Origin of the sequence: Sphaerisporangium sp. NPDC051011 (assembly GCF_040653595.1) — a bacterium.
Lineage (GTDB): Bacteria > Actinomycetota > Actinomycetes > Streptosporangiales > Streptosporangiaceae > Sphaerisporangium.
Genome location: NZ_JBFAGG010000001.1, coordinates 444,490 through 467,738 on the forward strand (window position 1 = coordinate 444,490; position 23,249 = coordinate 467,738).

19 protein-coding genes are annotated in these 23,249 nt (G+C 69.8%); 7 read left to right on the forward strand and 12 right to left on the reverse strand.

The genetic code is table 11. The features are described from left to right. Window positions 1-24: 24 nt before the first annotated feature. Genes AB0H21_RS01970 through AB0H21_RS01980 form a run of 3 tightly spaced genes read right to left on the reverse strand, consistent with a single transcriptional unit; the run spans window position 25 to window position 3,883 of the window. On the reverse strand, window positions 25-1,230 hold the full coding sequence (locus AB0H21_RS01970; protein WP_358510155.1) for a M20 family metallopeptidase: 1,206 nt from the start codon (window positions 1,228-1,230) through the stop codon (window positions 25-27). Beyond that, window positions 1,227-2,432, reverse strand: a complete 1,206-nt coding sequence (locus tag AB0H21_RS01975) for an amidohydrolase family protein (RefSeq protein ID WP_358510158.1) — start codon at window positions 2,430-2,432, stop codon at window positions 1,227-1,229. Before AB0H21_RS01975 ends, AB0H21_RS01970 begins: the two co-directional genes overlap by 4 nt. A gap of 2 nt (window positions 2,433-2,434) precedes the next feature. Next, window positions 2,435-3,883: a hypothetical protein gene (locus AB0H21_RS01980; protein WP_358510160.1), complete on the reverse strand. Its 1,449-nt coding sequence runs from the start codon at window positions 3,881-3,883 to the stop codon at window positions 2,435-2,437. Window positions 3,884-4,127: 244 nt separating this feature from the next. Between AB0H21_RS01980 and AB0H21_RS01985 the strand changes: the two genes are divergently transcribed. Then, a complete protein-coding gene (locus AB0H21_RS01985) occupies window positions 4,128-5,603 on the forward strand; it encodes a hypothetical protein (RefSeq protein WP_358510163.1) in 1,476 nt (491 codons plus the stop codon). A gap of 63 nt (window positions 5,604-5,666) precedes the next feature. Here the strand turns inward: AB0H21_RS01985 and AB0H21_RS01990 are convergent, their stop codons facing one another. The 5 genes from AB0H21_RS01990 to AB0H21_RS02010 are packed head-to-tail and all read right to left on the reverse strand — an operon-like array spanning window position 5,667 to window position 12,147. Further along, the gene (locus AB0H21_RS01990) at window positions 5,667-6,848 is read right to left on the reverse strand and encodes a M20 family metallopeptidase (protein WP_358510166.1); all 1,182 of its coding nucleotides are present in this window, start codon (window positions 6,846-6,848) and stop codon (window positions 5,667-5,669) included. Then, window positions 6,848-7,663, reverse strand: coding sequence for an ATP-binding cassette domain-containing protein (locus tag AB0H21_RS01995; protein ID WP_358510169.1), 816 nt, complete (start codon window positions 7,661-7,663; stop codon window positions 6,848-6,850). The genes AB0H21_RS01990 and AB0H21_RS01995 overlap by 1 nt, the downstream gene beginning before the upstream one ends. Next, complete coding sequence (locus tag AB0H21_RS02000; RefSeq protein WP_358510171.1) at window positions 7,663-9,615, reverse strand: dipeptide/oligopeptide/nickel ABC transporter permease/ATP-binding protein; 1,953 nt, start codon at window positions 9,613-9,615, stop codon at window positions 7,663-7,665. Before AB0H21_RS02000 ends, AB0H21_RS01995 begins: the two co-directional genes overlap by 1 nt. Then, window positions 9,612-10,601: an ABC transporter permease gene (locus AB0H21_RS02005; protein WP_358510174.1), complete on the reverse strand. Its 990-nt coding sequence runs from the start codon at window positions 10,599-10,601 to the stop codon at window positions 9,612-9,614. Before AB0H21_RS02005 ends, AB0H21_RS02000 begins: the two co-directional genes overlap by 4 nt. A 4-nt stretch (window positions 10,602-10,605) precedes the next feature. Then, entirely contained in the window at window positions 10,606-12,147 is a 1,542-nt protein-coding gene (locus tag AB0H21_RS02010; RefSeq protein ID WP_358510177.1) for an ABC transporter substrate-binding protein, read from the reverse strand. Window positions 12,148-13,174: 1,027 nt separating this feature from the next. Here AB0H21_RS02010 and AB0H21_RS02015 point away from each other — a divergent pair. Then, window positions 13,175-14,524, forward strand: coding sequence for a HAMP domain-containing sensor histidine kinase (locus AB0H21_RS02015; RefSeq protein ID WP_358510179.1), 1,350 nt, complete (start codon window positions 13,175-13,177; stop codon window positions 14,522-14,524). Between the two features lie 98 nt (window positions 14,525-14,622). Here AB0H21_RS02015 and AB0H21_RS02020 read toward each other — a convergent pair whose 3' ends face one another. Then, on the reverse strand, window positions 14,623-15,396 hold the full coding sequence (locus tag AB0H21_RS02020; protein ID WP_358510182.1) for a CPBP family intramembrane glutamic endopeptidase: 774 nt from the start codon (window positions 15,394-15,396) through the stop codon (window positions 14,623-14,625). A 152-nt stretch (window positions 15,397-15,548) separates the two neighbouring features. On the opposite strand from AB0H21_RS02020, the gene AB0H21_RS02025 reads away from it, so the two are divergent. After that, complete coding sequence (locus AB0H21_RS02025; protein ID WP_358510185.1) at window positions 15,549-16,193, forward strand: hypothetical protein; 645 nt, start codon at window positions 15,549-15,551, stop codon at window positions 16,191-16,193. 189 nt (window positions 16,194-16,382) lie between these two features. Here the strand turns inward: AB0H21_RS02025 and AB0H21_RS02030 are convergent, their stop codons facing one another. Beyond that, on the reverse strand, window positions 16,383-16,781 hold the full coding sequence (locus tag AB0H21_RS02030) for a hypothetical protein (RefSeq protein WP_358510188.1): 399 nt from the start codon (window positions 16,779-16,781) through the stop codon (window positions 16,383-16,385). On the opposite strand from AB0H21_RS02030, the gene AB0H21_RS02035 reads away from it, so the two are divergent. From AB0H21_RS02035 to AB0H21_RS02050, 4 genes are all read left to right on the forward strand, one after another. Beyond that, window positions 16,756-17,184, forward strand: coding sequence for an OsmC family protein (locus AB0H21_RS02035; RefSeq protein WP_358510191.1), 429 nt, complete (start codon window positions 16,756-16,758; stop codon window positions 17,182-17,184). The two genes, AB0H21_RS02030 and AB0H21_RS02035, sit on opposite strands and share 26 nt — an antisense overlap. Before the next feature lie 390 nt (window positions 17,185-17,574). Further along, window positions 17,575-19,707, forward strand: coding sequence for a glycogen debranching protein GlgX (gene glgX, locus AB0H21_RS02040; protein WP_358510194.1), 2,133 nt, complete (start codon window positions 17,575-17,577; stop codon window positions 19,705-19,707). A gap of 73 nt (window positions 19,708-19,780) precedes the next feature. Beyond that, a complete protein-coding gene (locus AB0H21_RS02045) occupies window positions 19,781-20,503 on the forward strand; it encodes a pyrimidine reductase family protein (RefSeq protein WP_358510197.1) in 723 nt (240 codons plus the stop codon). 26 nt (window positions 20,504-20,529) lie between these two features. Next, on the forward strand, window positions 20,530-21,600 hold the full coding sequence (locus tag AB0H21_RS02050) for an ATP-dependent DNA ligase (RefSeq protein WP_358511348.1): 1,071 nt from the start codon (window positions 20,530-20,532) through the stop codon (window positions 21,598-21,600). 93 nt (window positions 21,601-21,693) lie between these two features. Here AB0H21_RS02050 and AB0H21_RS02055 read toward each other — a convergent pair whose 3' ends face one another. Both AB0H21_RS02055 and AB0H21_RS02060 read right to left on the reverse strand, forming a co-directional pair. Then, the gene (locus AB0H21_RS02055; RefSeq protein ID WP_358510200.1) at window positions 21,694-22,215 is read right to left on the reverse strand and encodes a hypothetical protein; all 522 of its coding nucleotides are present in this window, start codon (window positions 22,213-22,215) and stop codon (window positions 21,694-21,696) included. 143 nt (window positions 22,216-22,358) lie between these two features. Then, window positions 22,359-23,093 carry a BTAD domain-containing putative transcriptional regulator gene (locus AB0H21_RS02060; RefSeq protein ID WP_358510203.1) on the reverse strand — a complete coding sequence of 245 codons (735 nt, stop codon included), beginning with the start codon at window positions 23,091-23,093 and terminating at the stop codon, window positions 22,359-22,361. Window positions 23,094-23,249 lie beyond the last annotated feature (156 nt).

Below are 23,249 nucleotides of genomic sequence, written 5' to 3' on the forward strand. Positions count from 1 at the left end.
GCGGCGTGAACCACGCCGAGGCGCTCAGCCCCGAGCCGCGACGTGTCGCAGCGCGAGCGCGGCGAGCGCCACGGCCTGGTCGGCGAGCACGCCATCGTCGAAGACCGCACGAGGCGAGTGATTCATCTCGGCCCGCGCCGGGTCGATGTGCGAGGGCGTCGCCCCCAGGAACACGAAGGCTCCGGGCACTTCGTCGAGCACGAACGAGAAGTCCTCCGAGGCCATCACGGGCGCATCGAGCAGACGCACGCGGTCGGCCCCGAAGGTCTCGCCCAGCGTGCGCATGGCGATTTCGGCACGCTCCGCGTCGTTGACGGTGACGGGATAGACGATCTCGTACTCCGTCTCGGCGCGGCAGCCGTGTGCCTCCGCGATACGCGTCGCGAGCGCGGGCAACTCCGTGGCCAGGCGTTCGGACGACGCCTTCGACATGGTGCGCACCGTCGCGCCGAGCTCGGCATGCTCCGGGATCACGTTCAGCACGTCGCTCGCCGCGAGCTTCGTCACCGAGATGACGACCGGATCGAACACGGAGACGCGACGGGTGACGTACGACTGAAGCGCGAGCACGATCTCCGCGAGCACCGGTACCGGATCCACGGCCTCGTGAGGGCGCGAACCGTGTCCGCCGCGTCCGACGACCCGCACGCGCAGCACGTTCGCACCGCCCATGAGCGGACCGGGACGCGTGGAGAACGTGCCGGGCACACCAGGAAGGACGTGGATACCGTAGGCCGCCTCGACGCGCTGCCCGGCCGCCTCGAGTACACCCTCGTCGATCATCAGGGGCGCGCCCCCACCGGCTTCTTCTCCGGGCTGGAACATGAAGACGACGGAACCGCGGATCTCGGATCGCCGAGCCGCGAGCAGCCGCGCCGCACCGACGAGGCCGGCCACGTGCAGGTCGTGACCGCAGGCGTGCATCGCACCGTTCCGCGACGCGAACTCCAGTCCGGTCTCCTCGCGGATCGCCAGCGCGTCCATGTCGGCCCGCAGCAGCACCGAGGGACCGGGGTGCTCTCCGCGGAGGACGGCGGTCACGGAACCGAGTCGCGCGCCCGTGCGGATCTCAAGCTCGAGCGGCTCGAGTGCCTCGATGATCGCCGCCTGGGTGCGCGGCAGTTCGAAGCCCACCTCGGGTTCGCGATGCAGACGGCGTCGAAGTGCGACGAGGCCTTCGGCGAGTCCGGCGGCGTCCTCGCGCAGCGACTCCGGCGTCGACACGGTCATCGCTCGCCCCACCGATCCGCCACGATCGGCGCGCCGTTCTCAACTCGGTAGACCTCGCGGCCGAGGATGTGCACGCGCTCGACGGTCGAGCCGAGTTCGAGCGGGTCTCCGCTCCACACGACGACGTCGCCATCGCGGCCGGGCTCGAGGACGCCGACCCGATCGTCGAGTCCGGCGATCTCGGCCGCGGCCGAGCTGATCGCCGCGATCGCCTCGTTCCAGCTCAGTCCGGCCCTTCGGGCGACGGCCGCCTGGAGGACGAGAGCATCGATCGGCACCACCGGGTGGTCGGTGCAGATGGCGGTGCGGACGCCGGCGCGCGTCAGCGCGACGAGGTTGCCCACGGACGCCTCTCGGGTCTCGACCTTGCCTCGGGTGCTGAGCACCGGACCGAAGATGACGGGCACGTCGCGTTCGGCCAGCTCGGCGGCGAGCCGGTGGGCCTCGGTGCCGTGGTTGAGCACGAGCCGAAGCTTGAACTCGTCGGCGATCCGCAGCGCGGTCGCGATGTCGTCGTGGCGGTGCGCGTGCTGGTCCCACACGAGGTCGGCCGCCAGCGCGGCGGCGAGCGCCTCCTTGCCGAGGTCACGTGCGAAGAACTCGCCCTTCTCCTGGGCGTCCGCCCGCCGGGCGGCGTACTCGCCCGCCGCGACGAGCGCCTGCCGGATGACGAGCGCGACGCCGAGGCGCGTGCGCGGCAGCAGGCCGCGCTCGCCCCAGGCGTTCTTGGGGTTCTCGCCCAGAGCCGACTTCACCCCGACCGGGTGCTTCACGACCTGCTCGTCGACGGTCCGGCCGCCCCAGGTCTTCATCGCCACGCTCGTCCCGCCGATCGGGTTGCCCGATCCGGGCTTCACGACAACGGTCGTGACTCCGCCCGCGAGCGCGTCCCGGAAGGCGCGGTCCTCGATGTTGATGGCGTCGATGGCACGCACGGCGGACATGTCAGGCGCGCTGACCTCGCTGGCGTCCGCACCCGCGGGCCCCTCGCCGTCCTCGTGGGCGCCGATGTGGGTGTGCGTGTCGACGAACCCGGGGAGCACCCAGCGCCCGTCCGCCTCGACGACGGGGACGCCCTTGGGGACGACCGGATCGTCGTCGACGCGGTCGATGATGCCGTTTCGCACCAGGACCGTGCCGCGGTCGATGATGCGACCGGCGCCGGTCACCACGCGTCCACCGGCGAATGCGACCTCCGCCACGTTCACTTCCCTTCCCTGCCCTCGCGGAGGAAGGCCCTGAGGTCGGCCGACAGGGCGGCCGAGCTGTGGGGATCGGTGTACATCATGTGCCCGGCCGGGTAGCGCCCCTCGCGCAGACGCGCGGCCGGCAGTCCATACTGCGAGCGCAGGTGCTCGAGCGAGCCGACGGTCGTCAGGGTGTCGAAGTATCCGGTGCCGAAGAACAGGCGCGCGTCGGCGTTGGCGCGGAGCAGCGCCGCCAGGTGCGCCGGGTAGTCGAACACCGCGAAGGGCGAGGGCATCGCGCTGCCGCCGAACCGTGCGACGGCGGCGTTCTCGAGGTAGTTCCAGCGTTCATGTGCGGCGACGGCGACGCGGTACCGGAGCTCGCGGGGGATCCCCAGGTGCTCGGTGAACAATCGCCGTGCGGCGGCGTAGAAGACGGGATCGAGTCGTACGGACGCGGCGTCGACATGCGGCTCGCCCGCACCGGCCGGCGCGGGCAAGGTGTAGCGCGCGTCGGTCAGCCCGAGCACGAGCCCTCGGTCGGCCAGGAGCAGCGTACGGAACTCCTCCTTGTCGACGCGGAGGCGGCGCGCCCGGAGTTCCGCGGCGCCGAGTCCGGTGAAGCCCACCAGCCGCTCGACGACGGGGTCGGGCATCTCGTCGGTGAGCAGCGCCACCGCGTACTCGCCGACGGCGAACGCATGCGCCTGGCGCACCACCTCATCCAGGGTGAGCGCGCCGTGGGCGCTCTTCCCGTGGTACCAGGCGGTGGCGGCGAGCAGCGGGAGGGCGGCGATGAACCCGATCGGGTTGCCGGGGCGTTGCGTGGTCTCCTGCGCGTTCACGCACTGGCCGAGCATGGCGATGCCGGAGACCGCGACCGGCTCGTCGGCGGTGAGAAGGGCTGTCGCGGTGAGTGCGGCGCGGGTCGTACCGTAGCTCTCGCCAAGCAGGTAGACGGGTGATTCGAGCCGGTTGTGGCGCTCCAGCCACAACCGCACGATCTGCGCGGTGATCGCGGCGTCGCGGTCGACGCTCGAGATCGCGGCGGGTTCGACGCCGTCGGCGAGCCGGCCGAAGCCGGTGTCGATCGGGTCGATGAACACCAGGTCGGCGGTGTCGATGAGGGCGTCGGGGCTCGGTGCCAGCGTGTCTCGCACGATGGGTGCGGCGTCGAGTTCGCGAGGAGCCGCGGCGCGCCAGGGGCCGAGCCCACCAAGGTGGAGCCACACGGAGGAACAGCCCGGCCCACCGTTGAAGAGGAAGAGCACCGGGCGCTCCGCCTCTGCCCTGTCCCGTTCTGTGCTGTCCCGTTCTGCGCTGTCCCGGACGTATGCGAATGTCCACACGTCGCCGAGTGTGCGCCCACACTCGTCGGCGATCGAGATGCGACACGCCTCCGCCGTGAAGTCAACCGAGGTGTCACGAATCACCGCAGAGTGCCGACTCGTGTAGTGCTGGGGCATGTCGTGATCCTCGCGAAGCCATTACGTAAATGGTTATAATCAATTAAGATCATATGAAACCAGAGTTACAGGTGTCAATAGCACCCAGGACGCGGAGGCGAGGGCCCGCGGACCACCGAGCCGCGCCTTCGCGCGAACGGGCCGAGCGGCCGGTCGAGCGGCCGGTCGTCACCACGGCCGATTCTGCGCGACAGAGCCTTCCGCTAGGCTATTCACCATAATCGTATACATTGATTGGAGCGGGATGACCGAACTCGAAACCGCGGTCGACGCGGAGGAACGCGTCGAGACCCGGCACACGATCCGATTCGGCGAGCGCACGCTTGAGTACACCGCGGCCGCGGGAACCGTCGTCGTCCGCGACGACGACGGGCCCCCGATGACGAGCATGTTCTACGTCGCGTACTCCGCTCTCCGCGAGGAAGGCGCCGCGAGGCGACCGATCACCTTCCTCTTCAACGGTGGACCCGGCTCGGCGAGCCTCTGGCTCAACATCGGCGGGTTCGGGCCGAAGCGCACACCGACCGCGACCCCGGCGGCGACCCCGCCCGCGCCGTACACCGTCGGCGACAACCCGCACAGCCTGCTCGAGCACAGCGATCTCGTCTTCCTCGACGCTCCCGGCACCGGCTATTCGCGCCTGCTCGGCGACACGCCGGCCGCGGAGGTCTGGGGCGTCGACCAGGACGTCGACGCGTTCGCCCGCGCGATCACCCGCTACCTCACCCTCACGAACAACTGGAACGCGCCCCGGTTCCTCTTCGGCGAGTCGTACGGCACGACCCGGGCGGCCGCGCTCGTGCATCGGCTGCAGAACCAGGGGCTCGATTTCAACGGCGTCGTGCTGCTCTCGACCATGCTCAACTGGGCGGAGAACCACCTCGGTCTCGACCAGGAGCACATCAATCTCTTTCCCTCGCTCGCCGCGACCGCTTGGTACCACGGCCGGTCTCGCATCGGCGCGACGAGCATCCAGCAGGTGCTGGATCAGGCGCGCGAGTTCGCACAGGTCGAATACGCGACCGCGCTCCAACTCGGCGACCGGCTCCCCGCCGATCGCGAGCAGGCGGTCGCCGAGCGGTTCGGCGCGTTCACCGGACTCGACGCCGACCTCGTGCGCCGGCGTCGGTTCCGCATCGGCATGGAGCCGTTCCGCTACGCCCTCCTCGCCGACCAGGGCCAGGTCGTCGGCCGCTTCGACACTCGCTTCGTCGCCGATCACCAGTACGTGGTCGGCACCGGCTCGCACGATCCCGCGACCGACGACGCGGCGACCGCCGGCGTCAACAGCGCACACCTCTCGGCGTTCCGGGAGCACATCGCGAGCGATCTCGGCTACACGAGCGACCTGCACTACCGTCACCTGTACAACATGGTGATCTCGCGCGCATGGGACTGGCACCACAAGGCCCCCGGCATCGACGAACCGATGCCGGTGCCCGTCGTGAGCCTCGACCTCTCGGCGGCCATGCGCCGCAACCCGAACCTGCGGGTCGCGGTGATGGGCGGCATCTACGACCTCGCGACTCCGTTCTTCGGCGCCGAAGTCGACATCGCCAAGCTGTATCTCGCCCCGCATCTGCGCGAGAACATCGAGTTCCGCTTCTACGAATCGGGCCACATGACGTTCGTCGACGAGGCCGTCGTAGCGAAGATGAAGGCCGACCTCACGGCCTTCTATGCCCGATCGACCGACCATAGGCCGGTCGATCCCTCCTGACGACCTGGCGCGTGAGGGAGAGCGAGCCGCGCGGGCACGAACACCGCACGGCTCGCGACGTCCTCACGGTGGGCCGAGGTGGCGGATCGCCAGCGAGGCCAGCGCGACGGCCTGGTCGGCGAGTACGGCGTCGTCGAAGACGACGTGCGGCGAATGGTTCGGCGAGGCCGTCTCATGATCGATGTCGCGGGGCGTCGCGCGGAGGAAGACGAAGACCCCGGGCACGTGGCGGAGGACGTAGCTGAAATCCTCGGATCCCATGACGGGGGCGGGTGAGACGCGGACGCGTTCGTCGCCGAAGGTCGCCGACAGCGTGGCCAGCGCGTCGGTCGCGAGGGCGGGATCGTTGACCGTCGGGGGGCACACCACGCGGACCTCGACGTCGGTGTCACACCCGTGGGCGGCGGCGACGCCCCTGACCAGGCCCGGAAGCTCGGCCTGCAGCCGGTCGAGCACATCCGCGGACAGCATGCGGATCGTCGCGCCGAGCCTGGCCTCGTCGGTGATGATGTTGCGGGCCGCTCCGCCCGCGTGCAGTTGCGTCGTGGTGAGCACCACAGGGTCGAAGACGTCGAACCGGCGCGTCACGAACGTCTGGAGCGCCTGGACGAGCTCGGCGGCGGCGGGCACGGGATCGATCGTGAGGTGCGGGGCGGACGCGTGGCCGCCTCGACCCCGGACGACGACATCCAGCTCGGCGCATCCGGCCATGAGCGGTCCGGGACGCGTCGAGAAGACGCCGAACTCGCCCGGCACCACGTGGATGCCATAGGCCGCCACGGGGCGCGCTCCCGCCGCGTCGAGCACCCCCTCCGCGATCATGCGGGCAGCGCCGTCTCCGAGTTCCTCACCGGGCTGGAACATGAACACGACGTCACCGGCGAGCGTTTCCCGCCGCCCGTGCAGGAGCCTCGCGGCGCCGACGAGCCCGGCCACGTGCAGGTCGTGTCCGCACGCGTGCATCGCGTCTCCACGCGCGCGGTACGGCAGGTCGACCTCCTCGCGCATGGGCAACGCGTCCATGTCGGCGCGCAGCAGCACGACCGGCCCGGGACGGCCGCCCCGTAGCACCGCCACGACCGAATCCAGTCCCTTGCCGAGCGTGACCTCGAGGTCGAGGTCTGCCAGCGCGGTGATGACCCGCCGCTGGGTCCTCGGCAGGCTCAGACCGAGCTCGGGGTCGGCATGGATCTCGCGGCGCAGGCGGATGAGCTCGGGCAGCATCAGACGGGCGTCCTCGCGCATCAACGGACACCGTCCGCATCGGCGAGTCGCAGCAGGTGATCGGTGCCCGCGTTCTCGATACGCGGGATCGCCGATACGAGCGCCTGGGTGTACGGCTGCCGCGGATTCGCGACGATCGCCTCCGCGTCACCGTGCTCGACCACACGTCCGCCGCTCATCACCGCGGTGGTATCGGCGATGTAGCGGACGGCGGCGAGGTTGTGGGTGATGAAGATCATCGAAAGTTCGAGCTCCCGCTGCAGGTCGCGGATGAGGTTGAGCACCGCGCCCTGGACCGAGGCGTCGAGCGCAGAAGTGATCTCGTCGGCGACGATGAGTCGCGGACGCACGGCGATGCACCGCGCGATGGCCACGCGCTGCCGCATCCCGCCCGATATCTGCGACGGGTACTGGTCGGCGACCGCTGGCTTCAGGCGCACGAGATCGAGCAGTTCGCGAACGGACGCGGCCCGCTGTCTCGCGTCGAGGTCACCGTGCGTGGTCAGGGCCTCCTCGATGGTCTCGCCGGCCGTCATGCGCGGATTCAGCGACGAGTAGGGGTCCTGGAAGATCATCTGCACGTCCCGTGCCCGGCGGCGACGGTCAACGCCGCGCGTACGCAGCAGGTCGTCGCCGTCGAGCGTGATGCGCCCGGAAGTCGCCCGCTGCAGCCCGGCGACCGTGCGCGCGACGGTGGACTTGCCCGACCCCGATTCACCGACCAGACCCACGATCGTGCCGTGCGGTACGGTCAGTGAAATCCCATCGACGGCGTTGAAGGCTCGGTGACGGTGACCGAAGGTCACGACCAAGTCCTCGATGACGAGCTCGGCCATCAGGCTCCTACCTCCTCGCGCCCAGGTGCTGTGACAGGTGCGGTGTCGGCTTCGACCGCGTCCTGCGGATGCCGGCACGCGACCCGGCCTCCGTGGCGGTGCGGAGCCAGGACGGGGGTCTCGGTCCGGCAGAGGTCGGTCGCGAACGCGCAGCGGGCGGCGAAGGCGCACCCCGTCATGGGACGCGACAGGTCCGGCGGCTCGCCGGGGATCGTCACCAGCGACTTGGTACGGTCGGTGTCGAGATCCGGAAGCGATGCCGCGAGCGCCCTGGTGTAGGGATGCGCGAGCCGCTCGGGGGTCGCCAGGAGGGCGACGTCGACGTCCTCCACGATACGGCCGGCGTACATCACGAGGATTCGCCGGCAGAGCTCGGCCAGGACGGCGACGTCGTGCGACACGACGATGGCGGCCGCGCCGGACTCGGCGCACTCGCGACGCAGGAGCGCCAGTACACGCCGTTGGACGGTCACGTCGAGCGCCGTGGTGGGTTCGTCGGCGATGATGAGCGACGGCGAGCCGATCTGCGACATCGCGATGAGCGCACGCTGGCGCATCCCTCCTGAGAACTCGTGGGGGAACTGCTGAGCGCGGCGCGCGGCATCGGGGATCTGCACGTCGTCGAGTGCTCGGACCGCCATCTCGTGCGCCTTCTTACGGCCGGCGCCGCCATGGACGCGCGGGATCTCGGCGAGCTGGGTACCGACGCGCAGGGCGGGATTGAGCGCCGTGAGGGAGTCCTGGAACACCACGCCGACGCGGGTCCCGAGCACCTTGCCCCTCTCCGCGGGCGTGAGGCCGGTCAGGTCCTCGCCGTCGAAACGGAGCCGTCGGGCGGTCACGGCCGCACCGGCCGGGGCGAGCTGCGCGACCGACATCATGGTGACGCTCTTGCCGCTGCCGGACTCGCCGACCACGCCCACGATCTCACCTGGGAAGACGCGGAAGGAAACATCCTGGACGGGGCGGATCCAGCCGTCCGGTCCGGGAAAGGACACCGAGAGTCCGTCGACCTCGATGAGCGGGACGGTCGTCTCCGCGCGCTCGGTCGCGGTCGTGGACGGCGTCTGCGCCGGGCGCTCGGCGACCGGTGCCGGACCAAGCCGGCGAGGCGACAGCGCCTTCCTGTGCTCGCGGTCGCGGAGCTGCGCGGCGAGCGACTCACCGAGCATGCTGAACGCGAGGCCGGCGAACACGACGGCCACACCCGGGCCGATGGCGGCGACGGGCGAGCTGTACACCTGACCGAATCCCTCGCTGAGCTGGCGGCCCCAGTCGAAGTCCGGTGGCTGCACGCCGACGCCGAGGAAGCTCAGGCTGGACAGCGCGAGCAGGCCACCTCCGATCGAGGTGGTCACGTTGACGATGACGGGCTCGGCGATGTTCGGAAGCACGTACCGCGTGAACTGGCGCCCCCGGGAGACGCCGAGCATACGCGCGGCGGCAAGGAACTCGGAGCCGCCGACCCGCGAGGAGAGCGTCTGCGCGAGGCGCGCGAACGACGGTGTCATCGTGAGTGCGAGGGCGACCACCGCGGTCGTGGCCCCCGGCCCGAGGAGGATCACCGTGAGCATGGCGACGAGGAGCACGGGGAACGCCAGCCATGTACTGACGACGCTCGCGAACCAACGCTGGGCGCGAGCGCCGAGCACCGCGGGCAGGGCCCCGAGCACCAGGCCGGCGCACACGCCCATGAGTGTCGCCGCGACGGCCATCACCAGCGAAAGCCGCGTGGCCACGAGTGTGCGCAGGAGGATGTCGCGACCGAGCTTGTCGGTGCCGAGCAGGTGCTCAGCGGACGAGGGCAGCGCGATGGCGTCGGGATGGGCCGCCACGGCGTCCTCGCCCCACAGGACCGGAGCCAAAACGGCAAGCAGGACGAGCACTCCGAGCATGCACGTGGCGATGATCGCCATCGGCTGTCGCAACAGTCCGGAACGGCGGGTCGTCATGAGGTCTCCAGGAGCGAGGTGCGCCGGTCGAGCAGGGAGAGCACGACGTCGATGAGCAGGTTGACGACGAGGATGATCGCGGCGTACACGAGCGCGAGGCCCTGGACGATGCCGTAGTCTTTCGTGGTGATGGCTCCGACGAAGGCCATTCCGAGCCCCGGCCAGTTGAACACCTGCTCGACGAGCACGCTGCCCGCGATCATCGCCGCGAGCAGCGTCCCGCCGATCGTGAGCGTCGCGGTGAGCATGTTCGGCAGGGCGTGCCGGAAGTAGACCATCCAGGCGGGAAGTCGCTTCGAGCGCGCCGTGCGCACGTAGTCGTCCTTGAGCGTGTTGAGAGCCTCGATACGGGCGATACGCGAGATGGACGCGGCCGCTGAGACGGACAGGGTGATCACGGGCAGTACGTACGACGCCGGGCCTGTGCGCCCGGCGACGGGGAACGCGTGCAGCGTGATGGCGAAGACGATGACCAGGACCACGCCCAGGAGGTATTCGGGGATGGCCGCGATGAACGCCGTGACCCCCGTGAAGACCGCCTCGGCGCCGCGACGGCCGTTGCCCTGGGTGATGATCGCGATGGCGAGGCCCACGGGGACGGCGACGAGCAGCACGACGAGGAAGGCGACGCCGGCGAGCTCGAGCGTCGCGGGCAGCCGGTGCGAGACGAGCTCGGTGACGGAGCGGCCGGTGATGATCGAGGCACCGAGATCGCCGCGGAACAGACCCACGAGGTAGTCGAAGTACTGCAGGATGAGGGGATCGTTCAGGCCGAGCTGCTCCCGTCGGGCCTGCACCACGCTCGCGTCGGCGGTCGCGCCGAGCGCGGAACGGACGGGGTCGCCTCCCGCCATCCGCAGCACGATGAACGCGACGGTGATGATCACCCACATGGCGACGAGCATTCGCCCCGTGCGGCGCAGAAGGAAGCCGAGCCACCGGTTGCCGCCGGGGCGGCGACCGGTCGCGGATGTCGAGCGCGTCATCGGGCTACTTCGATACGCGCAGGCTGGTGGGCACTACGAGTGTATTCGAGTTCAGGTTGAACTTGACGCCGTTGCCGTAGGCGGTCTCGGTCGACTCGTACAGCGGCAGCACTTCGAGGTCCTTGACCAGCGAGCGCTGCGCGGCCTCCCAGCTGCCGCAGCTCTGCTCGCCGGCGTGGCCCTGGGCCGTGGCTGCCAGATCGAAGAACTCCTTGTTGGTGTTGTAGGTCCAGTTGCCGCCCTTCGGGGGGAAGTCACCCGAGAGGATGCCCTGCCACGTACTCGGCAGGGTCGTCGAGATGGGAGCCCACAGCAAGTCCCAGTCGCCCCCCTGGAAGATGACGTCGGTGTACGACGGCGACGGCGTCGGGGCCGCTTTCACCCCGATCTCGGCGAGCTGCTGCTGGATGAGTTCGATACCCGAGACAGCCGACTTGTCGGAGTTCGCGGGATAGAGCAGCACGAGCGACAGCGGGGTGCCGTCCTTCGCCCGGGTGCCGTTCGCGCCCTTCACCCAGCCGGCCTTGTCGAGCGCGGCCGCCGCGGCATCCCGATCGAACGCCGTGAGCGCCGGAGTGATGTCGGTCGCCTTGCAGACGTTGCTGTACGACGTCGTGAGGCTCTTCATCGGCGTGCCGCGACCGCCCGTGCTCACCTTGCCGACCGCGTCGCGGTCGATGGCACCGGCGAGCGCCTGGCGTACGGCGAGGTCGTGGGTCGCGCGCCCCTTGGCCTGGTTGAAGAACACCAGGCCCGGGCGAGCCGGCACGTCGATCTTGTTGAGGCCGAGCGAGTCGAGACGCGCGCGGTCGTCGCCGGCGACGAGCCCGAGGTTCACCTCGCCCGACTGGAGCATGTTGGCGATCGTCGACTCACTCTCGACGACCTGAACGGTCACGGTGGCAGGCAGGCCCTGCGTCTTGGCGGTCACTCCACCGGCTCCCCATGCGTACTCGGGGCGAAGCTTGAGCGTGTAGCTCTGGCCGGGCGACGACCCGGCGAGCTTGTACGGGCCGGTGCCGAGCCACTCGGCGTCGAGTCGCTTCGGGTCGGCCGAGCCTGCGCGGCAGACGATCGGCATGAGGCCGACCGTGGCGAGCAGGAAGCTCTGCGGGGTATCACTGTGGAACGTGACGGTGCGGCTCGCGTCATCGGCGTCGATCTTGAGTCCGGTGGCCGGGAAGTACACGCCACGGAACGGGGATCCGGTCTCCTTGCGGCCGGCATATTCGAAGCTCGCCTTGACGTCGCTCGCGGCCAACGGGGATCCGTCGGCGCAGACGATGCCGTTCTTGAGGGTGAAGCTCAGCTCGGTGGTCGACTCCTCCCACTTCTCGGCGAGCAGTCCCTGGGGGTCGGCACCGGCAACGAAGGACACGAGAGACTCGTAGCCGAACGCGGCGAGGTTCTGAGACGCCACGGTCGCATTCTTGATGGGGTTGAGCTGGCCCGGGTCGCCGGCGAGCGCGTATGTGACGCTGTCCGACGCCGCGTCGCCATTGCCCGTCGCGGTGCAGCCGGTCAGCGCGAGCGTGGTCGCACTCACGACACCGAGGAGGGTAACAGTGCTTCGTTTCATGGTGGTCCTTCAACACGGACGCGGAGCGCGCGCCCGGCACTAAATGAATGTTATGAATTATGTAGATACCGAGGTTTCGCTGGTGTAACGATTCGCGACACGAACCTCACGCACGCGAGGCCGCCCATCACCGGCTTGTCCTCGATGCACTGCTCGAAGCCGCGGCCCTCTCTCCCGTACGGCCGAGCCCCGACCGCCCAGAGCCGCCGTACGGGGCGCCGACGTCGCGCCGGTCCGATCCGGGATCCTCACGCGGCACTCCGAGGTGCTCGCCGACGGCACGGGAGCCGATCCGTCCGGCGATGAGGAGCTTGGTCGAGTTCGCCGGGCACCCGGCCGGGAGGCGACATCGAGCCGGACCCCGGGGATGCCGAAGACGCGGGAGACCACATGGGCGATTGGTGCATCCGCGATGCAGATCATCACCGGCCTGTTCCCTCATCGGACCCCTCCCGCTAATGGCGGAACACTGTATTCGTTACAATGATTTATGGCAACCATGGACGAACTGCGTGATCGTGACGCGCCGGTCCGCCGCATCGCTCGCGTCGCGGGGTCGCCGCCCTGGAGCACACCCCAGGTGCGCATCGCGGCCTTCCACCAGGCTCCATGCCGGCGGCCGGGTCGGCGGGGAACCGCTCGACGGCAAGCGGGTCAACGGCAAGGTCACCGACATCGGCCGTACCGCGCGAATCGATAGCGGTCCGCGAACAAGACACCCCAGGTCGAGATCACCGTCGGGTTCGACGACTCCGTCGAGGGCGTGGACAAGGTGCCCGAGAACCTCGACGCAGCGGCCTCAGCGGCTCCGGGGTCGCGCCTCGCTCCCCCCAGACCGCCGTGCCGCCTCCCGTGATGACCGGCATGCCACGCGATGGGCTTTGTGTAGCGATATCAACTTTTTCCGCGTTTTGGTCGTATATTTCCTCGGAACCGGCAAGGGGTTCTGTGGGAGTGATTACGGTGCACCTGGTCACGAGGGGCGGTGATCAGAGTGAGCAGGTGGCACCGCTGCTCGATCCGGGGCCGCTTGACTGTGCTGGCGGGGATCGTCATGGCGATCCTGTGCACAGCCGTGGCCATTTTCGCGATGGTGATGGTGCGGCAGGCGGCCATCGAACACGGCTCCGATCAGCTCTTCGCCCGCGCCGTGACCATGGGCGGTCAGGCACGCCTGAAGGTACCTGATCTGAGGAAACACCCGGACCAGACGATCCAGATATTGGATCCGGACGGCGTCGTGGCCACCGCCACCCCTGATATGGCCGGCAGGCCGCGCATGTCGAACGTGCGTCCTGATGTCGACGCGTTCGCCGTCACCCACACCTGCGACGGGCAGGTGTTCCCCGGCCGGTGCAGGATCGTACTCGTTTATCCTTTTCACCGCCATGACGGCGTCTGGAAGCTGTTGATGGCCGCTCCCGGCGTCCCCTGGTACGTGGGCCCGCAGCTGCTGATCCCGGTCGTCGTCGGCTGGGTGCTCCTGGTCGGGGTCGCCGCCGCAGGCACCCACCGGATCGTGGGCAAGGCCTTGGAACCGGTGTACGACATCAGCGGCAACCTCGCCCGGATCACCGCCGACGACCTCGGCCATCGGGTCCCGGCTCCCCGGTACCGCGACGAGCTACGGGGTCTGGTCGAGACCGTGAACCGGACCCTGGATCGGACCCAGTCGGCGGTCCAGCAGCAACTCGACTTCGCCTCCGACGCCTCCCACGACCTGCGCAGCCCGCTGACCGCCATGCGCACGCAGATCGAGGAGGCGCTGATGGACCCGCGCCACGCCGACTGGCTGCGGACCGCGAACGCGCTGCTGGACAGCGTGGAGCGCATGCAGTCCCTCATCGGCGACCTGCTGCAGCTCGCCCGCCTGGACACGGGCGTCACCGGCAACCGCGAGGCGATCAGCCTGACCGAGCTGGTGCGGCACGAGCTGGACCGGCAGCCGCGCAAGGTCACCGTAGACCACCACCTCGCCTCCGGGGTGACCGTGGACGGCGACCGGATCGGCCTGACCAGGCTGCTGAACAACCTGCTGGACAACGCCGAACGGCACGCCGCATCCGCGATCACCGTGACCCTGGAGCTCCACCCCGGCACCGCTGTGCTCCAGGTGTGCGACGACGGCGAGGGCATCGCCCCCGAGCAGCGGGAGGCCATCTTCAAGCGGTTCGCGCGCCTGGAGGCCTCGCGCGCGAGGGACCCCGGCGGCACCGGACTCGGGTTGCCGATCGCCCGGCAGATCGCCCAGCTCCACGGTGGCACCCTGACCGCCGAGGACAGCCCACACGGCGCCCGGTTCGTCGTACGCCTCCCACTGGCCCCGGCTCCCGGCACTCTCTGAAATCCCGCAACCAGGCCTCCTTGACGAGGTGCCGGCCGCTCGCGTCCTGCGCCCCGTGCGGCTCACACCACACCGGGCCGCCGACGAGCCGGCGGCGGTCAAAGGCCGGGGCCACCGGCCGGTGCGATCAGAGATCGTGCCGTCCCGATCGCGATGGCGGCGGCGAGCACGCACGCCGCGGCGATGGCCGGGTCGTAGACCGGGCTCACGGACCACGACACGTTATAGGCGGCGTGAGCGAGCGTCGGCCCCGTCGCCCCCGTCCCGGCCGCGTAGAGATGGACAAGAACGATGCGGAATCCGATCGTGAACACGCACTGGCCGACGACCCAGCCGGGCCCGTGTCCCTGCTGGATGTACGGAACGACATGCCAGGCCGCCCAGATCACGCCCAGCACCGCACCGGCCCTCAGCGCGCCGAGCCGGCGCAGCAGCGGGCCGGTGGCATACGCGCTCCAGCCCAGCTCCTCGGCCGCGGCGCTGATCAGAAAGATCGCGATCAAGCCGGGAACGGCGCCCCAGGCGATCATCGCGCCCGACGGCCCGGTCCCGGCCGCCATCGCGGTAACGGCGACGACGAGCGGCATGAGCGCGACCGACACCACGTACCACGGCGTGCCGGCGGCGCGCGGGCGGGGCCAGGCTCCCCGCAGCCAGGCGCGGACGCCTTCACGACCGCCTGCCAGGACGGCCGCGGCGATGGCCGGGCAGACGAACATCAACGCCGAGGCCGGCAGCCGGGGCAGCACCGTTCGCGACGGGTCGTCCAGCAGCGGGCCGAGGACGTAGAACACCGCGCCGAAGGCGAAGACGAGAGCCGCGAACAACCCGATCGGCCGATTCGCCTCACCGGCCGATGGGCGAGCCGCCACAGTGAACCGCCTCCCTGTACGCGGTCACCCTATCGGCCGTGGCCGCCGCCTACCGCGTCCTTTGAAGAGCCGCATGAGCGTGCAGGGTTCTCAATCACCATTTCCTGCGATAGAAGATGATTTCGACCTTCTGTCAAACTCGTGAGGCATACGTGAAGAATCTCCTGCGACTGCTCGCAACCCAGTTGTTAGCGGCGTCCCTCGTTCTCGCCGCCTTCACCGTCCCGGTCCACGCGGACACCGCGGACGATGACGCCGAACTGGCACTCCAGTGGCAGGACGCGTGGGACACCTACAAGTTCTACGACACCACACCGCCCGCCCCGGAATCGGGACGGAGCCGGGCCACGGCCGACATCTCCATCGAGATCTCCGCTCCCGTGAAGCGCGTCTTCGAGAAGTATTCGAATTTCAACAACCACATCGGCATGCATCCGTTCCTGAAAAGGATCGTGACCCACCGGGAGTGGTGCCGGCACGGTACGCGCTACGTCAACCTCACGGCCGTCGACGAGATCCCGTACAACGGCGCGATCGTCCTCAGCAACGCTCACGCGCAGCAGCGCATCCACGAAGAGGACCTCTACTACGAGACGGACACCTGGTCGCTGCCCGGCATCGTCACGCACCAGAAGATCGTCTTCAAGAGGCTGTCCAGCGGGAAGACCAAGGTCACCGAGCACCTCGTCTTCGACGCGGACACCTCGCTGATCGATCTCGTCGTCACCAGCGGCGTCTCGTCGCATCAGCAGACGCAGCGCGGGCTCAAGACGGCGATCGAGCGCGGCGACATCTGATCGCGGGGCGGGCGAGGCTCTCGCGCGACGATGTACGCCATCGCGCTCGCCCTGTTCGGCTACGGCCCCGACGCCGAGGACGCCACACAGAGCACCTTTACGTTGTAGATCAAATAATAGGACATGTCACCTTTGTTCCTCCGGACGGCCGGCGGCAGCGGGTGGGCGATGGCGAGGGCCCTGGCGTGCTCACCCTGCGTGCTGCTGGACGAGCCGTTCAGCGCGCTGGACGTGCAGGACGTGCAGACGAAAGAGGACATGCAGGTGTTCATCCGCCAGGTGTGGCGGGACGTCGGCACAACCGTGATCATGGTGACCCATGACGTCGAGGAAGCGGTCTTCCTGGGGCGGCGGGTCATCGTCCCGTCCTGCGATCCCGGGCGCGTGGCCCGTGACCTCGCCGTCGACCTGCCCGCCGACCGCACGCTCGCGGACGAGCGCTCGCCGGCGTTCCTCGCGTTGCGCGCGGAGGTGGAGGATCTCGACGTGCCGAGCACCGCGCCCGTCAGGCGCGCATGTAGGTTCGGCTTGAATCACCTCAGTATCGAAAGGGATGATCGCAATGGCGACGACACGTACCGCGACCACGCAGTGGAAGGGCCCGCTGCTCCACGGCTCCGGCACCGTCTCGCTCGACACCTCCGGGGTCGGGACGTTCGACGTCACGTGGGCCTCGCGCTCGGAGGAGGCCAACGGCAAGACCAGTCCCGAGGAGCTGATCGCGGCGGCTCACTCGTCGTGCTTCTCCATGGCACTCTCGCACGGCCTTGCCCAGGCGGGCACCCCGCCGCAGAGCCTGGAGACGAAGGCCGACGTGACCTTCCAGCCGGGCGAGGGCATCACGGGCATCGTGCTGTCGGTCCGCGCGCAGGTCGAGGGCATCTCCGCGGCGGACTTCCAGACCGCCGCCGAGACCGCCAAGGCGAACTGCCCGGTGAGCAAGGCCCTGACGGGCACCACGATCACCCTGAACGCCGAACTGCTCGGCTGAGAACGGCCCGCGGCCCCCGTGCGTCACAGCGCACGGGGGCCGCGGCATGTCTGCTTTGCGGATTTCTGCACAGTCAAGTGGCAGTAAAGGCGATATGTACAAATATATCCGTTTACGTGTACGTTGTTGACTCTCCCCTGGTGGAGCACCCAGGAGACGAGGACCGCCCGCGCCCACCCCAAGGGCGTACGGCGGGCACCCCCGCCTGGCGGTAAAGCCCTGGAAAATCAGGCCCGCGGCCCTACTATCGACAGTAGAGCCGGAACTCACAGCCAGGGGACGCGGACGGGAGCCTTCAGGGAGGGAACACGAGGCACCGGATCACGAGAGGGAAACAAGCCACGCGATCGAGCGGCACCGCGGACCGTTCCACGACCACAATGAGGCTACATGCGTGAGGTCTGGCCTGGAGAGCCATACCCCCTGGGCGCGACCTGGGATGGCATCGGAACGAGCTTCTCGCTCTTCTCCGAGGTCGCCGAGCGGGTCGAGCTCTGTCTCTTCGACGACGACGGCCGCGAGAGCCGCGTCGACCTGCCCGAGGTCGACGGTTTCGTCTGGCACGGCTATCTTCCCGGCGTCCAGCCCGGGCAGCGGTACGGCTACCGCGTGCACGGGCCGTACGACCCCGCCGCCGGGCACCGCTGCGACCCCTCCAAACTACTTCTCGACCCCTATGCCAAGGCGATCGAGGGCGAGGTCCGCTGGGACCGCTCGCTGTTCTCCTACCAGTTCACCGACCCCGGGCGGCGCAACACCGAGGACAGCGCGCCCAACATGCCGAAGAACGTCGTCGTCAACCCGTTCTTCGACTGGGGCAACGACCGCCCGCCCCGCACGCCGTACCACGAGACGGTGATCTACGAGGCGCACGTGCGCGGGCTCACCATGCGCCATCCCCAGGTGCCCGAGGCCCAGCGCGGCACCTACGCCGGCCTCGCCCACCCCGCCGTGGTCGACCACCTGAAGAGCCTCGGCGTCACGGCGGTCGAGCTCATGCCGGTCCACCAGTTCGTGCCCGAGCACGCGATGGTCGCCCGCGGCCTCACCAACTACTGGGGCTACAACACCATCTCCTTCCTGGCCCCGCACAACGCCTATTCGAGCTCCGGCCAGCGCGGCCAGCAGGTGCTGGAGTTCAAGGCCATGGTGAAGTCGCTGCACGAGGCCGGCATCGAGGTGATCCTCGACGTCGTCTACAACCACACCGCCGAGGGCGACCACATGGGCCCCACCCTCGCCTACCGCGGCATCGACAACGCGTCCTACTACCGGCTGATCGACGGCGACCGCCGCCTCCTGCTCGACTACACCGGCTGCGGCAACTCCCTCAACGTCCGCTCGCCCCACGCGCTCCAGCTCATCATGGACTCGCTGCGCTACTGGGTGCTGGAGATGCACGTCGACGGCTTCCGGTTCGACCTCGCCGCCGCCCTGGCGCGCGAGCTGCACGACGTCGACCGCCTGTCGGCGTTCTTCGACCTCATCCAGCAGGACCCGGTGATCTCGCAGGTCAAGCTGATCGCCGAACCCTGGGACGTCGGGCCCGGCGGCTACCAGGTCGGCAACTTCCCCCCGCTGTGGACCGAGTGGAACGGCAAGTACCGCGACAGCGTGCGCGACTTCTGGCGCGGCGCCCCCTCGGTGCTGCCGGAGTTCGCCTCGCGCCTCGCCGGCTCCTCCGACCTGTACGCCAGCAGCGGCCGCCGCCCGGTCGCCTCCATCAACTTCGTCACCTGCCACGACGGCTTCCCCCTCACCGACCTGGTCTCCTACAACCACAAGCACAACGAGGCCAACGCCGAGAACAACCGCGACGGCACCGACGACAACCGCTCGTGGAACTGCGGCGCCGAGGGCCCCGTCGAGGACCCCGCGATCGTCAAGCTGCGCCACCGGCAGCGCCGCAACCTGCTGACCACGCTGTTCGTGTCGCAGGGCGTGCCGATGCTGCTGCACGGCGACGAGATCGGCCGCACGCAGCAGGGCAACAACAACGCCTACTGCCAGGACAACGAGGTCTCCTGGGTGGACTGGTCGCTGCTGCGCCAGGAGTCCGATCTGCTGGAGTTCGTCCGCGCGCTGGCGAAGTTCCGCAGGGACCACCCGGTGTTCCGGCGCCGCCGCTTCTTCCTCGGGCGCAGCCCCGAGAGCAGCGGGGGCGACATGGGGGACATCGTCTGGCTCACGCCGTCGGGCAAGGAGATGACCTCGGGCGACTGGCACAGCGGCTTCGGCAAGGCCATGGCGGTGTTCCTGAACGGCGAGGCGATCAGCGAGCCGGGGCCCCGGGGCGAGCGCATCTCCGACGACTCTTTCCTGCTGGCGGTCAACGGCCACCACGAGAGCATCACGTTCACGCTGCCGGGCCGCGAGTTCGGGCCGGGCTGGGCGCCCGTCCTGGACACCGCCGACGACAGGCCCTGCGACGACGGCCGCACGGACCGGTCGTGGGAGCCGGGGGCGCCGGTGCCGGTGACCGGCCGCTCGATGCGCATCCTGCGCTCGACCGCGCGCCGCTGACCGGCCGCGTCCTGCGAACGTCCCCACCGGCCCCGCGCGTACCCGGCGGCCCGTCTGTGCCATGGTAGAGAGCGTGCGACGCATCCTGCCCGGCCCCGCCGACGACGTGAACCTCGCCGAGGCGTACGCCTACCCGCGTGACGCGTGGCTGCGCCTCAACATGGTGGCCGGCGTCGACGGGGGCGCGTGGCTGAAGGGGCTCTCCGAGGGCCTGTCCGGCGCGGGCGACCGCCGGGTCTTCCACATCCTGCGGGCGCTGTCGGACGTGATCCTGGCCGGCGCGGCGACCGTCCGCACCGAGGGGTACGGCCCGGCCCGCCCCCGCGCGTCGTGGCCGGACCTGCGCGCCGGACGCCCGCCCGTCCCCCCGATCGCCGTTGTGACCCGCAAGCTCGACCTCGACCTCGGCGGCCCGCTGTTCACCGAGGCGCAGCCCTACGCCCGGACCATCGTGATCACGACCGAGAGCGCCCCCAAGGACCGGCGCGACGAGGCCGCCAGGAACGCCGAGGTGATCATCGCGGGCGACGAGAGGGTGGACCTGCCACTGGCGATCGCCCAGCTCCGCGAGCGCGGCCTCGGCCGCGTCCTGTGCGAGGGCGGCCCCCGCCTCAACGCCCAGCTCGCGGCGGCCGGGCTGGTCGACGAGCTGTGCCTCACGATCAGCCCGATCATGGCCGGCGGGGACGCCGCGCGCATCCTCAACGGCCCTTCCTCACAGGTCCGCCTGCACCTCGCGCACGTCCTGGAGGAAGAAGGCTTCCTCTTCTGCAAGTACACCCGGGAGCCGCTATGACCCTTCCCGTCCAGCCCGTCCCCGAGATGAACCTGCCGGTCGTCCCGCCCGTGGCGCCCATGCTCGCCAAGGCGATCAAGAACGTGCCTCCCCAGAACGGCACCATGCTGTACGAGCCGAAGTGGGATGGCTTCCGCTGCATCGTCTTCCGCGACGGCGACGAGGTCTACCTGGGCAGCCGCAACGAACGCCCCTTCAACCGCTACTTCCCCGAGCTGATCGAGGCGGTGAAGCGCGAACTGCCCGAGCGCTGCGTCCTCGACGGCGAGATCGTCCTGCGCCGCGGCCAGATCCTCGACTTCGACGCGCTCCAGCAGCGCATCCACCCGGCCGCCTCCCGGGTGCGGCTGCTGGCCGAGCAGACCCCGGCGTCCTTCATCGCCTTCGACCTGCTGGCCATCGGCGACGAGAACCTCATGGAGACCCCGTTCGGCGAGCGCCGCGCCCGCCTCGTCGGCGCGCTGGCCGACGCGGGCGACCTCATCCGGCTCACCCCGGTCACCAGCAACGACGAGCGGGCGGCCGAGTGGTTCGAGATGTTCGAGGGGGCGGGCCTCGACGGCATCGTCGCCAAGCACTCCGACCAGCCGTACGAACCGGACAAGCGCACGATGCTGAAGGTCAAGCACGAGCGCACGGCCGACTGCGTCGTCGCCGGGTACCGCGAGCACAAGTCGGGGCCGATCGTGGGGTCGCTGCTGCTCGGGCTGTACGACGCGGCGGGCGTGCTGCACCACGTCGGCGTGTCGGCGTCGTTCCCGATGAAGCGCAGGGCCGAGCTGATCGACGAGCTCAAGCCATACCTACTGGCCGACCTGTCCGCCCACCCGTGGAGCTCCTGGATGGCGCAGGACGAGAACACCACGCAGCGCATGCCCGGCGCGATCTCCCGGTGGAGCGCCGGCAAGGACCTCTCGTTCGTCCCGCTCGAACCGCGGCTGGTGGTCGAGGTGTCCTACGGGCAGATGGAGGGCCAGCGGTTCCGGCACACCGCCCACTTCCGCCGGTGGCGCGTCGACCGGACCCCGGAGTCGTGCACCTACGAGCAGCTGGAACGGCCGGTGGACTACAACCTGGACGACATCCTGGCACGCTGAGCGCCGGGCGTCGGCGGGCGTGGGGGAGGGACATGAGCAGTGCTCATGTCCCTCTTCGGGTGCGAGAATCGGAGACGATCGCCGGGGTGACGGCTAGTCGAGGAAGATCGACCTGAATCTCTCGGACTCGCTGCCGCGCTCCATCCGGCCCATGCGCTCGGAGAACCGGCCCCGCTCCATCCGGCCGAACTCTCGTTCCCGCTCAGAGAACGGGCGCCGCTCGAACCTGCCGCGCTCCTCGCGCTCGAAGAACGGGCGCCGCTCGAACCTGCCGCGCTCCTCGCGCTCGAAGAACCGGCCCCGCTCCATCCGGCCGCGCTCGCGCTCCCGCTCGAACCGGCGCCGTTCGGAGGGCCGGCCTCGCTCTTCCCGTTCGAAGCGGCGCCGCTCGGAGAACCGGCCCCGCTCGGAGTACCTGCCCCGGTCCCTGTCGTACCCGTAGCCGTAGTCGTCCTCGTCGTAGCCGTCCGACTGCGGCGCCGTCACGGCACCGGCGGCGACGACCGGCCTGTCGAGGGAGGGCTGATCGGCCGATGCCTGTGCGACTGCGGCCTGCCAGAACGTGAACGACAGGACCACAGGCCCCAGAACCATGAAGCAGCGCTTGCTGACCATGGCCGATTCCTTTCGTCGCGGCCACCCACGCTGATCGTTCCGACGCTTCAGGTGGCCTCCGTGGCGTCGAACCACAGCCTGGCGGGCCGCCCGCCACCGGACCGTGACACCGACGTGACCGGCGAGCGCCTTCCCCGCCCGCCTCAGGGCTGAGCGACCGCGCGCAGCCCCGCGACGAGATCGCTCACCAGCGGCGTCGGCCGGAGGCCCAGTTCGGCGTCGAGGAGGTGCTCGTACCGCTCGTAGTCGCGCAGCGCCTCGGCCTGGTTCCCCTCGGCGAGGTGGGCGCGGATCAGCGCGGCGTGGGAGCTCTCGCGCAGGGGCTCGGCGCGGACGGCCATCCCGGCGGCGGCGACCGCGTCGGCGAAGCGCCCGCCCGCGATGAACTCGTCCGCGAGGGCCTCCAGGGCGTGCAGGCGCAGTTGGTGCCAGTCCTCGGCCTCCCGGACCACCCAGTCGTCGTACCAGCCGGGGAGCAGGTCCACCGACAGGCTCTCGACGGAGTCGGCGGTGAGGTCCTCGGCGGGGGTGGGCGCCTCGGGATCCAGGACGCGCCGCGCCAGCGCGCGGGCCTCCTCGACGTCCACCTGGGCGTCCTGGCTCAGGCGCACCTCGGTCGTGCCGATGTCGAGTATCTCCCTCCCGGCCCCTTCGAGCCTGGCCAGGGCGGACCGGAGGCTCGCGTACGCGCGCCGCTCGGGCCGGTCCGGCCACAGCGTGCCCGCCATGAGGGTGCGGGGGACGGCCTGGCCGCAGAGCGCGACGAAGGACAGAAGACGCTCGGATCCGCCCGAGACCGTCACCTGCTCGTCCCCGGCCAGCAGCCGGAAGCCACCCAGAAGAACGACCCGCAGCGCGGGCCGGTCGCCGCTCTCCATAGTCGCACTGCCTCTCACTGGAAAGCGATTCGTCTGGTAAGCAGCCCCTCCCGTCGCCGTTCCTCCCCGCTATGTACCCAGTTCGTGGTGATTCGCGCGGTTATGCGCATCGTTTGCGGAACAGAGGCGCACCGGCGGCGGCGCGCCCACGTCACG

Coding starts and splice junctions, on each gene's coding strand:
- AB0H21_RS02035 (WP_358510191.1), top strand. CDS start 16,756: ATGGCGACGACACGTACCGCGACCACGCAGTGGAAGGGCCCGCTGCTC.
- AB0H21_RS01980 (WP_358510160.1), bottom strand. CDS start 3,883: ATGCCCCAGCACTACACGAGTCGGCACTCTGCGGTGATTCGTGACACC.
- AB0H21_RS02055 (WP_358510200.1), bottom strand. CDS start 22,215: ATGGTCAGCAAGCGCTGCTTCATGGTTCTGGGGCCTGTGGTCCTGTCG.
- glgX (WP_358510194.1), top strand. CDS start 17,575: ATGCGTGAGGTCTGGCCTGGAGAGCCATACCCCCTGGGCGCGACCTGG.
- AB0H21_RS02050 (WP_358511348.1), top strand. CDS start 20,530: ATGAACCTGCCGGTCGTCCCGCCCGTGGCGCCCATGCTCGCCAAGGCG.
- AB0H21_RS02005 (WP_358510174.1), bottom strand. CDS start 10,601: ATGACGCGCTCGACATCCGCGACCGGTCGCCGCCCCGGCGGCAACCGG.
- AB0H21_RS01970 (WP_358510155.1), bottom strand. CDS start 1,230: ATGACCGTGTCGACGCCGGAGTCGCTGCGCGAGGACGCCGCCGGACTC.
- AB0H21_RS01985 (WP_358510163.1), top strand. CDS start 4,128: ATGACCGAACTCGAAACCGCGGTCGACGCGGAGGAACGCGTCGAGACC.
- AB0H21_RS02060 (WP_358510203.1), bottom strand. CDS start 23,093: ATGGAGAGCGGCGACCGGCCCGCGCTGCGGGTCGTTCTTCTGGGTGGC.
- AB0H21_RS02000 (WP_358510171.1), bottom strand. CDS start 9,615: ATGACGACCCGCCGTTCCGGACTGTTGCGACAGCCGATGGCGATCATC.
- AB0H21_RS01995 (WP_358510169.1), bottom strand. CDS start 7,663: ATGGCCGAGCTCGTCATCGAGGACTTGGTCGTGACCTTCGGTCACCGT.
- AB0H21_RS01990 (WP_358510166.1), bottom strand. CDS start 6,848: ATGCGCGAGGACGCCCGTCTGATGCTGCCCGAGCTCATCCGCCTGCGC.